The 1,085-nt window shown below is 72.5% G+C and carries 2 protein-coding genes; one reads left to right on the top strand and one right to left on the bottom strand.

Annotated features, from left to right (window positions below):
* Positions 1 to 17 precede the first annotated feature (17 nt).
* Positions 18 to 779 (bottom strand): alpha/beta fold hydrolase, encoded by a 762-nt coding sequence (locus tag FAF44_RS53295; protein WP_237111136.1) that lies wholly within the window; start codon positions 777 to 779, stop codon positions 18 to 20.
* Positions 780 to 838: 59 nt separating this feature from the next.
* On the opposite strand from FAF44_RS53295, the gene FAF44_RS53300 reads away from it, so the two are divergent.
* Positions 839 to 1,085, top strand: a 247-nt coding sequence (locus tag FAF44_RS53300) for a PadR family transcriptional regulator (RefSeq protein ID WP_237111137.1), incomplete at its 3' end; no start/stop codon positions are given.

Here is a 1,085-nt window from a genome sequence, read left to right on the forward strand (position 1 = left end):
GTCGGGGTGCCGGCCGGTCAGGTGAGCAGGGTCGTCAAGGTGTGGGCGAAGGCTTCGGGGTTGTCGAGCATGACGTTGTGCCCCGACTCCGGGATGGCCAGCACCCGCACCCCCGCTCCCCGCAGCACCTCGGCCCCGTCGGGCTCGTCCCCCTCCGGATGCAGGTAGGCGCGCGGAATCGGCAGCCCGGCCAGCAACTCGCGGACCGACGGCGCACTCCCACGGGCCAGGCTGACGGCCGTGCGGTGCAGGCCGTGCAGGTCGGCCAGGCGCATCGTGGACCACCAGTGCGGCCCCACCCGGTCGCGCACCTCCTTCCACCCGCCGGCCACGAACTCCTCCTCCCCGTAGGCCGCGATGCCGCCGCCGCCGAGCGGGACGGTTGCCCGCGGGTAGGGGTCGAGGTCGGCGTGCACCAGGATCAGGTGGGCGACGAGGTCGGCGTGACGTGCGGCCAGGAGCGTGGCCACCGCCCCGCCCATGCTGTGCGCGATCAGCGCGGCCGCCTCCACCCCGGCCTTGCGCAGCGCCTGCGCCAGGGCGTCGGCGTGGTCTTCCAGCGTGTAGGAGAAGTCGCGCGGGCGGTCGCTGATGCCGAACCCGAGCAGGTCGATCAGGAGGGAACGGTGCCGGGGCAGCAGCGGGTGGGCCGCCACTTCCGCGTAGTAGGGGGCCGAGGTGGCGCCGAGGCCGTGGACGTAGACGCGAGCCGGGTCCACGCCGGGCAACTCCACCCAGCGCATGCGAGCGCCGCTGGGATGAACGATGGCATCGTGCATGACGGGCCTCCTCGTATATCGAGGCCAATATATATCGGCACCGAGGTATGCTGGTAGCCATGTTGGAGCTGGCGATACTCGGGTTCCTCAGGGATCGGCCGTTACACGGTTACGACCTGCGCCGGCGGGTGGCGGCGCTCATGGGGCACGTACGTCCGGTGGCCGACGGCACGCTCTACCCGGCGATCAAGCGCATGGCCGCCTCCGGCTGGCTCATCAGGAAGGACGAGCCGGGAGCCGCCGCCGCGCCCCGGCGCACGCTTTACCTGACGCCCGAGGGGCGCGCGGAGCTGGAGCGCCGCCTGC

Source organism: Nonomuraea sp. MG754425 (assembly GCF_021699195.1).
Taxonomy (GTDB): Bacteria; Actinomycetota; Actinomycetes; order Streptosporangiales; family Streptosporangiaceae; genus Nonomuraea.